Raw genomic sequence first — 8,718 nt, forward strand, 5'->3', positions numbered from 1 at the left:
CCGATGCCCCGCCCCAGCCAACAACTCCACCCCTACCGCGAACCCGCCGCCCCCCGCCCGGCCGCCACCGTGCTGCTGCTGCGCGATGCGCCGGACGGCGGCCTTGAAGTCCTGATGACGCGCCGCTCGGACACGGCCAGCTTCGCGCCTGGCGCCTACGTGTTCCCCGGCGGCGGCATCGACGCGCTGGACGCCGCTCCCGCCACGCACGCCGCCGCCGACCGCCGCCCCGCGCAGAGCGACCTGCACCTGACCCAGGCCATCACCGCCATCCGCGAGAGCTTCGAGGAGCTGGGCGTGCTGCTCGCGCGCCATGCCGATGGCCGCATGGCGGACGCGGCGGACATCGCCGCCATCGACCGCCACCAGCCCTTCGTGGCGCAGTGCGCGGCGCGCGGCCTGCGCCTGGCGGCCGACAGCGTCTTCCTGCTGGCCCACTGGACGGCCGACCGCGACCTGGCGCGCCGCTTTGCGGTGCCCTTTCTCGTCGCCCGCATGCCCGGGGGCCAGGAGCCCGTGGCCGACGAGGCCGAGCAGTTCGAGCCGGTGTGGGTGCGCCCCGCCGACGCGCTGGCGCGGCACGAGGCGGGGCAGTTCTTCATGATCTACCCCACCATCCGCACGCTGCAGCGGCTGGCCAAGTTCGCCGACACCCAGGCCGTACACGATGCCGTGGCGCACGAAAGGCCGCTGTGGGTGAGCTGCCCGCGCACCGGCCTGCTGGCCGGCCAGGAAGCGCGCTACATGGAAGACGAGATGCCCTTCGGCGAGCTGGCCCTGGTCTGCCCCGACGGCCAGATCGCGCACACGCTGGACTGGCAGACCGAGCGCCCCGTACCCCTGCTGCGCAACGTGCAGCGCCTCACGGCGCCCAACCCCGGCGTGATGACCGGCCCCGGCACCAACAGCTACCTGGTGGGCGACGCGGCCACGGGCTTCATCGCCATCGACCCCGGCCCGGCCGATGCCGAGCACCTGGACAGGCTCTGGCGCGCGGCGGGCGGCGACATCCGCATGATCGTGTGTACGCACTCGCACCCCGACCACGCGCCCGGCGCCGCGCCGCTGCAGGCGCTGTGCGAGCAGGCGGGCCGCGCCAGGCCGCCCATCCTGGGCCTGCCATCGGCCCCCACGGCGCGGGCGGGCAGCCAGTTCACACCCGACCGGGTGCTACAAAATAATGAGCTGCTGGTGCTTGCTGGACAAGCGCCAGAGGGCGAAATCACCCACACCCTGCAAGTCATCCACACCCCGGGCCACGCCGCCAACCACCTGTGCCTGCTGCTGCTGGAAGACGCGCTGCTGTTCAGCGGCGACCACATCCTGAACGGCAGCACCACGGTGGTGGACCCGCCCGACGGCAACATGGCCGACTACCTGGATTCGCTGGACGTGCTGGACGCCGTGTGCGCCGAACACGGCGTTGAATTCATCCTGCCCGCGCACGGCTACGTGCTGGGCTTTGCGCGCGACGCCATCGCCCGCCTGAAGGCCCACCGCCTCGCCCGCGAGGCCAAGGTGCTGGCCGCCATGCAGGCCCAGCCGCACGGCAGCATGCAAGACTGGGTGCGGCTGGCCTACGACGACGTACCCGAGCGCATGTGGCCCGTGGCGCAGCGCTCGCTGCTCGCGCACGTGGAACGCATCCGCGCCCTGCAGCCCGGCAATGACTGAGGCCGACAACGCCGTCCGGCTGGCCAAGCGCCTGGCCGCCGAGCGCGGCTGCTCGCGCCGCGAGGCCGAGTTGCTGATCGACAACGGCGCGGTGCGCGTGGACGGCGTGCTGGCCGAATCGCCCGCCCAGCGCGTGCTGCCCGCGCAGCGCATCGAGGTCGCGCCGAATGCCCAGGCCCGCGAGGCGCCGCCCGTCACCCTGCTGCTGCACAAGCCCGCTGGCTGCACGGCAACCCAGGCGCTGCGCCTGCTGCGACCCGAAACCCACGCAGGCGACCTGGGCCCGCCCGTGCGCATCCTGCCACGGCACTTTCGCCACCTGGCGCCCTGCACCCCGCTGCCCGATGCGGCCAGCGGCCTGATGGTCTTCACGCAGGACCCGCGCGCCCTGCGCCACTTCGACGAACGCCCCACGCTGGAGCACGAATGCCTGGCCGACGTGGACGGCACCGCCGCGCCCGACGCCCTGGCCCGCGCCGCGCAGGCCCACCGCGCCAAGCTCAGTTGGCAAAGCGAGCAGCGCCTGCGCATCGCGCTGCAAGGCCCGCACCTGCATGCCGTACACGCGCTGTGCCAGTCGCTGGGCCTCGCGCTGCGGCACCTGCGCCTGCTGCGCATCGGCCGCGTGCCGCTGGCCAAGCTGCCTGAGGGGCAGTGGCGCTACCTGCAGCCCTGGGAACGCTTCTGAAACGATAGCTGCCAGCGCTTGACTGGCAAGCGCTGGAGCCGTTTTTTGCTTGAAAAGTGTGAAGCCCGCCGGTAAGCCGGATTCTGTGCATTGCGGTTGCCCGCAACGTGACCGCCATTACTCTGGGCCGGGGGTCGCCCGCCCGGCTCGATGCCACCTACCCGCACACTCCGGGGGCCCCGTCAACGTGTGCCTACTTGGTGTTGCTGCGCGTAGAGATTGCCCGTTTCACCCCGGGCGCGAAGCGCCCGGGGTGGCTGCGTCGTGCCGGGCTTGCGCCCGTCACCGTCTGGCTTGCGCCAGCCGCGCCAGCTTGCGCTGGCGAACCGCAGAACACCCAAGGGGGCACTTCTACGCTCGGACTCGTCTCTGTTGCTCTGATCCTCACCTCGCGGTGGGCAGCCGTTAGCTGCTACGCTGCCCTGTGCAGTCCGGACGTTCCTCCAGTGCCTGGTTTCCCAGATCGCACCAGCGGCGGTCTGGCGGGCTTCACGGGGTCGATTATAGGCGCCCGACCGCAGAAACTTCCAAAATGATAGCTATCAGCGCTTGTCTGATAAGCGCTAGCGGCCAATTTGACCCATATTTTGCCTGGCGCCCTCAGCGGCAGGGGCGCGTGGCTGCCGCCTTCTCGACCATGGCGATGACCTCGGCCCGGCGCGCGCCGGTCAGCGGCATGCGCGGCATGCGCACGCGCTCGCTGCCGCGGCCCATGATCTGCTCGGCCAGCTTGATGGTCTGCACCAGGTCGTGCTCGGCGTCCAGGTGCAGCAGCGGCATGAACCAGCGGTAGATGCGGCGCGCCTCGTTCCAGTCGCCGCGCTCGGCGGCGGCCACGAGCTGCACCGACTCCTGCGGGAAGGCGCTGGTCAGGCCCGAGACCCAACCCTTGGCGCCCAACAGCAGCCCTTCGAGCGCCACGTCGTCCAGCCCCGCGAACACGTCGAAGCGCTCGCCGAAGGCGTTGATGAGGTCGGTGAAGCGGCGCGAGTCGGGCGCGCTTTCCTTCACGGCCTGGATGTTGGGCAGGTCGGCCAGCTGCGCCAGCACCTCGTTGGTGATGGTGACGCGGTACGCGGGCGGGTTGTTGTAGAGCATGATGGGCAGCGAGGTCGCCTGCGCCACGGCGCGCAAGTGCGCCACCAGCTCCTCGGGCTTGGGCACATAGACCATGGCGGGCAGCACCATCAGGCCGTCGGCGCCGAGCTTCTCGGCGTCCCGCGCGTAGGCGACGGCGCGGCGCGTGTCCAGCTCGGACACGCCGGTGACCACCGGCACGCGGCCCTTGACCGCCTCGACGGCGGCGCGCAGCACGGTGCGCTTCTCGTCGGCGTCCAGCGAGTTGTTCTCGCCGCAGGTGCCCAGGATGATGAGGCCGTTCACTCCGTCGTTGACCAACGCGTCCTGCACGCGCTGCGTGGCGTCGATGTCGATCGACAGGTCTTCGTTGAACTGCGTCGTGGCGGCGGGGAAGACGCCGTGCCATCCGGTGTTGCTCGTCATGGTGACTCCTTGGGTCTGAAATGTTCTGCAAATATATTTGAAATATCTTTTGCTGTCCAGCAGTCCAGACACGGCCATCAGCCCACAGCGGTCGGCGGCCCTGCCAGACAATGGGTGCTTTCCTGCCCGACACACCATTTTTGGAGACGCCATGAAAGCCCTGAACATCCTGCAGACCATCGGCAACACCCCGCACGTGCGCGTCCAGCGCCTGTTCGGCCCGGCTGCCAACGTGTGGATCAAGTGCGAGCGCAGCAACCCCGGCGGCTCGATCAAGGACCGCATTGCCCTGGCCATGGTGGAAGACGCCGAAAAGAGCGGCGCGCTCAAGCCCGGCGGCACCATCATCGAGCCGACCAGCGGCAACACCGGCATCGGCCTGGCGCTGGTGGCCGCCGTCAAGGGCTACAAGCTCATCCTGGTGATGCCCGACAGCATGAGCATCGAGCGCCGCCGCCTCATGCTGGCCTACGGCGCGCAGTTCGACCTGACGCCGCGCGAGAAGGGCATGAAGGGCGCCATCGCCCGCGCGCAGGAGCTGCAGGCGCAGACGCCCGGCGCCTGGATTCCGCAGCAGTTCGAAAACCCCGCCAACATCGACATCCACGTGCGCACCACGGCAGAGGAGATATTGGCCGACTTCCCCGAGGGGCTGGACGTGCTCATCACCGGCGTGGGCACGGGCGGGCACCTGACGGGCGTGGCACGGGTGCTTAAAGCGAAATTCCCGCAGTTGAAAGTCTTCGCGGTGGAGCCCATGGCCTCGCCCGTGATCTCGGGCGGCCAGCCCGCGCCGCACCCCATCCAGGGCATCGGCGCGGGGTTCGTGCCCAAGAACCTGGACACCCGCGTGCTCGACGGCGTGATCCAGGTGGACGCCGAGCCCGCCCGCGAATACGCGCGCCGCAGCGCCCGCGAGGAAGGCATGCTGGTGGGCATCTCCTCGGGCGCCACGCTGGCCGCCATCGCGCAGAAGCTGCCCGAGCTGCCCGCGGGCAGCCGCGTGCTGGGCTTCAACTACGACACGGGCGAGCGCTACCTGTCGGTGGAAGGCTTCCTGCCCACGGCCTGACGCGGCACGGCCTGGCATGGCGGCATCCATGCACAATGCCGCCATGTCGTCCCCCATCCTCATCGGCAGCGCCCCCGGCGGCGCGCCGCTCGGCCCCCAGCAGAAAAAATTCAACACCCACGTGCAGCGCATCGCCGCGCAGCGCGAGCTGCTGGCCGCCTGGCAGGCGGGCGTGGACGCCTACCGCGTGCGCCACGCGGCAGACTTCATGCCCCTGCTGGCCGACCACCGCGCCCTGACCCGCGAAATGGCCCTGCTGCTGGACGCCGAATCGGGCCGCAAGGGCCTGTCGAAAACCGACCGCGCCACGCTGGCCGATGCCGTCGCCAGCCTGGCGGGCAACCTGGCCGACCGCGCCGACGACGACGCCGAGCGCGAGGCCATGAAGGCCCTGTACAACCGCCACACCGGCGGCGACTTCGACGCCGAGGAGGCCGAGGGCCACGCCATGGCCCGCGAGGTGGCGCGGGAAATGGCGCAAGACCTATTCGGCATCGACCTGGACGGCGTGGACCTGGACTCGCCCGAGGCCATCGCCCGCCACGTCGAAGCGCAGATGCAGGCCCAGCAAGCCCAGGCCGAAGCCGCCCGCGCCGCCCACCAGGCCACGCGCCGCGCCAAGAAGAAGCCCAGCGCCCGCGAGCGCCAGGAGCAGGAGGCCGAGCAGCAGGCCAGCCAGTCGCTGCGCGACATCTACCGCAAGCTCGCCAGCAGCCTGCACCCCGACCGCGAGCCCGACCCCGCCGAGCGCGCGCGCAAGACGGCGCTGATGCAGCGCGCCAACCAGGCGTATGCCGCCAACAACCTGCTGGACCTGCTGCAACTGCAGCTCGAAGCCGAGCAGATCGACCCCGCCCGCATCGCCTCGCTGGGCGAGGAGCGCCTGAAGCACTACAACCGCGTGCTGGCCGAGCAGCTCGCCGAACTGCAGCGCGAGGTGTATGCCACACAGCAGCGCTTTTGCGCCGAGTTCGGCCTGGACCCGTTTCGCAGCTACAAGCCCGCCCGGCTGATGACCGAACTGCGCGCGCAGATGCAGTACCTGCAACAGGACATGCACGACCTGCGCCTGCAACTGCGCGCCCTGCGCGAAGACCCGGCGGAGCTGAAAATCTGGCTCAAGCACCAGCGCGCCGCACAGCGAGAGGCGGATATGTTTGCAGGCTTTTGACTACTAAATTAATAGCTATAGGTGCTTACTGCAAAAGCACTAGCGGCCAATTTGACCCATTATTTCATCCACGGGAACCGCATCGCAGTAGCATGCCACCCAGACTGACGGGCCCGCACGGTGGGCCAGGAGAAAACGCCATGGGCATCACCGCCGAACAAATCGAGCAACTGGGCAGATTCGAGCAGCTTCAACTGGCCGAGGACTTGTGGGATCGCTTCGCCAGCGATGCCGCGCCCGAGACCGACCCCGCCGTGCTCGACGAACTGGAGCGCCGTGCGCGCTGGCGCGATGCACACCCTGCCCAAGGCAAGACGCTCGCGGAGATTGCCCAAGGGCTTGGCGTGCGGCTGTGATGCGCGAGGTTCGGTTCGAGCCTGCGGCGCAAGCCGAGATCGCTGCCGCATTCGACTGGTATGAGCGACGCTCGTATGGGCTGGGCGGCGATTTCCTGCGCGCCGTGGCCGCTGCACAGGAGCGCATCGCCCGCGATGCCGACCAGTTCCCCACCAGCCGGGGGCGCTTTCGGCGCGTGCTGCTGCGCCGCTTTCCCTACGCCTTGCATTTCGAGGTGACCGACGCGCACCGTGTCTCGGTGCTGGCTTGCCTGCACCACCGGCAAAGCCCGCAGCGCTGGCCTGGCGGCTGACCTATCATCGCCGTCCGTCCCCACGCACCTTGCCCGATCACCACGGGCCCGCCGCCATGATCCGCCTCTCCGAACTCAAGCTGCCGCTGTCCGCGCTGCGCTACCACCCCGAGAACCACTCCGAAATCCACCCCGACGAAGCCCTGCGCCAACTGGCCGCGCAGCGCCTGGGCGTGCCGCCCGGCTCCATAGCCAGCGTGCAGATCTTCAAGCGCAGCTTCGACGCGCGCAAGGCCGAGCTGCTGGCCGTGTACATCATCGACGTGGCCCTGGCCGACCCGTCCGCCGAGCCCGCGCTGCTCGCCCGCCTGGCGGGCACGCCCCACGTGCAGCCCACGCCGGACATGGCCTGGCGCCCCGTGGGCCAGGCCCCGGCGGGTTTGCCGCTGCGCCCGGTGGTGGTGGGCTTTGGCCCCTGCGGCATCTTCGCGGCGCTGGTGCTGGCGCAGATGGGCTTCAAGCCCATCGTGCTGGAGCGCGGCAAGACCGTGCGCGAGCGCACCAAGGACACCTGGGGCCTGTGGCGGCAGCGCGCGCTGCAGGCCGAGAGCAACGTGCAGTTTGGCGAAGGCGGCGCGGGCACGTTCAGCGACGGCAAGCTGTACAGCCAGATCAAGGACCCGCGCCACCTGGGCCGCAAGGTGATGAACGAGTTCGTGCAGGCGGGCGCGCCCGAGGAGATCCTGTACGCCGCGCACCCGCACATCGGCACCTTCAAGCTGGTGAAGGTGGTGGAAAGCCTGCGCGAGCAGATCATCGCGCTGGGCGGCGAGGTGCGCTTTTCGCAGCGGGTGACGGACGTGTTGATCGACAACGGCCACCTGCGTGGATTGAAGGTGCTGAACCAGGCCACGGGCGAGACGAGCGAGCTGCGTGCCGACCACGTGGTGATGGCGCTGGGCCACAGCGCGCGCGACACCTTCGCCATGCTGTACGAGCGCGGCGTGGCGATGGAGTCCAAGCCGTTTTCCATCGGCTTTCGCGTGGAGCACCCGCAGGGCGTGATCGACCGCGCCCGCTGGGGCCGCCACGCAGGCCACCCGCTGCTGGGCGCGGCGGACTACAAGCTGGTCCACCACGCCAGCAATGGCCGCGCCGTCTATAGCTTTTGCATGTGCCCCGGCGGCACCGTGGTGGCCGCCACCAGCGAGCCGGGGCGCGTGGTGACCAACGGCATGAGCCAATATTCGCGCAACGAGCGCAACGCCAACGCGGGCATCGTGGTGGGCATCGACCCGCAGGACTACCCGCACAGCGCCGACGCCTTCACCGCCGCGCTGGGCCAGCCGCATGGCGTGGAGGCGCTGCCCGCTGGCGCGCACCACCCGCTCGCGGGCATCGTGCTGCAGCGCCAGCTGGAGTCCAACGCCTTCGCGCTGGGCGGGCGCGACTACAGCGCGCCGGGGCAGCTGGTGGGCGACTTCATCGCGGGCAGGCCGTCCAAGCAATTGGGCGGCGTGGAGCCTTCGTACAAGCCCGGCGTGGCCCTCACCGACCTGCACGCCGCCCTGCCCGGCTACGCCATCGCCGCACTGCGCGAGGCATTCCCCGCGTTCGGCAAGAAGATCAAGGGCTTCGACATGCACGACGCGGTGCTGACGGGCGTGGAGACGCGCACCTCGTCGCCGCTGCGCATCGACCGGGGCGACAACCTGCAAAGCCCCACGGCTGCGGGCCTGTACCCGGCGGGCGAGGGCGCGGGCTACGCGGGCGGCATCCTGTCGGCGGCGGTGGACGGCATCAAGGTCGGCGAGGCCGTGGCGCGGGCGATGCTCGCCATTTGAAGCCAAATCGGCCTCCAGCGCTTAGGCGGCCTCAAATCTGAAGTGCAACACCCCTTCAGAATTGAGACTCCCATGACAAAGAACACCTACGAACAACTGAGCGAGATGGAGCGCCATGCGATAGCGCTGGGGCTACAGCAAAAGCAGAGCCTGCGAGCCATAGCGAGGGCATTGGGC

Annotated in this window: 9 protein-coding genes and 1 other RNA gene; 8 read left to right on the forward strand and 2 right to left on the reverse strand. The window is 69.8% G+C overall.

Translation table 11 applies throughout. The features are described from left to right. Window positions 1–3: 3 nt before the first annotated feature. Entirely contained in the window at window positions 4–1,674 is a 1,671-nt protein-coding gene (locus tag QM569_RS15235) for an MBL fold metallo-hydrolase (protein WP_414988088.1), read from the forward strand. Next, the gene (locus tag QM569_RS15240) at window positions 1,667–2,362 is read left to right on the forward strand and encodes an RNA pseudouridine synthase (protein WP_414988089.1); all 696 of its coding nucleotides are present in this window, start codon (window positions 1,667–1,669) and stop codon (window positions 2,360–2,362) included. The genes QM569_RS15235 and QM569_RS15240 overlap by 8 nt, the downstream gene beginning before the upstream one ends. A gap of 56 nt (window positions 2,363–2,418) precedes the next feature. Here QM569_RS15240 and rnpB read toward each other — a convergent pair. Together rnpB and QM569_RS15250 are read right to left on the reverse strand one after the other, a co-directional pair. Further along, window positions 2,419–2,853, reverse strand: an RNA gene (rnpB, locus tag QM569_RS15245) — RNase P RNA component class A. Window positions 2,854–2,962: 109 nt separating this feature from the next. Further along, on the reverse strand, window positions 2,963–3,865 hold the full coding sequence (locus QM569_RS15250; protein WP_414988090.1) for a dihydrodipicolinate synthase family protein: 903 nt from the start codon (window positions 3,863–3,865) through the stop codon (window positions 2,963–2,965). Between the two features lie 151 nt (window positions 3,866–4,016). Between QM569_RS15250 and cysK the strand changes: the two genes are divergently transcribed. The 6 genes from cysK to QM569_RS15280 form a co-directional block, all read left to right on the forward strand. Continuing rightward, a complete protein-coding gene (gene cysK / locus QM569_RS15255) occupies window positions 4,017–4,937 on the forward strand; it encodes a cysteine synthase A (protein ID WP_414988091.1) in 921 nt (306 codons plus the stop codon). Between the two features lie 43 nt (window positions 4,938–4,980). Next, window positions 4,981–6,108, forward strand: a complete 1,128-nt coding sequence (locus QM569_RS15260; protein ID WP_414988092.1) for a J domain-containing protein — start codon at window positions 4,981–4,983, stop codon at window positions 6,106–6,108. A 140-nt stretch (window positions 6,109–6,248) separates the two neighbouring features. Further along, entirely contained in the window at window positions 6,249–6,464 is a 216-nt protein-coding gene (locus QM569_RS15265) for an addiction module protein (RefSeq protein WP_414988093.1), read from the forward strand. Continuing rightward, window positions 6,464–6,757: a type II toxin-antitoxin system RelE/ParE family toxin gene (locus QM569_RS15270; RefSeq protein WP_414988094.1), complete on the forward strand. Its 294-nt coding sequence runs from the start codon at window positions 6,464–6,466 to the stop codon at window positions 6,755–6,757. The genes QM569_RS15265 and QM569_RS15270 overlap by 1 nt, the downstream gene beginning before the upstream one ends. A gap of 56 nt (window positions 6,758–6,813) precedes the next feature. Further along, the gene (locus QM569_RS15275) at window positions 6,814–8,541 is read left to right on the forward strand and encodes an FAD-dependent protein (protein WP_414988095.1); all 1,728 of its coding nucleotides are present in this window, start codon (window positions 6,814–6,816) and stop codon (window positions 8,539–8,541) included. Window positions 8,542–8,613: 72 nt separating this feature from the next. Beyond that, on the forward strand, window positions 8,614–8,718 hold a 105-nt coding region (locus QM569_RS15280), incomplete at its 3' end, for a helix-turn-helix domain-containing protein (protein WP_414985932.1).

This window comes from Acidovorax sp., assembly GCF_047607405.1.
Lineage (GTDB): Bacteria > Pseudomonadota > Gammaproteobacteria > Burkholderiales > Burkholderiaceae_C > Acidovorax.

Excerpts from the sequence above, each read along its gene's own strand:
- QM569_RS15270 (WP_414988094.1), top strand. The coding sequence starts at position 6,464 with ATGCGCGAGGTTCGGTTCGAGCCTGCGGCGCAAGCCGAGATCGCTGCC.
- QM569_RS15265 (WP_414988093.1), top strand. The coding sequence starts at position 6,249 with ATGGGCATCACCGCCGAACAAATCGAGCAACTGGGCAGATTCGAGCAG.
- cysK (WP_414988091.1), top strand. The coding sequence starts at position 4,017 with ATGAAAGCCCTGAACATCCTGCAGACCATCGGCAACACCCCGCACGTG.
- QM569_RS15275 (WP_414988095.1), top strand. The coding sequence starts at position 6,814 with ATGATCCGCCTCTCCGAACTCAAGCTGCCGCTGTCCGCGCTGCGCTAC.
- QM569_RS15235 (WP_414988088.1), top strand. The coding sequence starts at position 4 with ATGCCCCGCCCCAGCCAACAACTCCACCCCTACCGCGAACCCGCCGCC.
- QM569_RS15240 (WP_414988089.1), top strand. The coding sequence starts at position 1,667 with ATGACTGAGGCCGACAACGCCGTCCGGCTGGCCAAGCGCCTGGCCGCC.
- QM569_RS15250 (WP_414988090.1), bottom strand. The coding sequence starts at position 3,865 with ATGACGAGCAACACCGGATGGCACGGCGTCTTCCCCGCCGCCACGACG.
- QM569_RS15260 (WP_414988092.1), top strand. The coding sequence starts at position 4,981 with ATGTCGTCCCCCATCCTCATCGGCAGCGCCCCCGGCGGCGCGCCGCTC.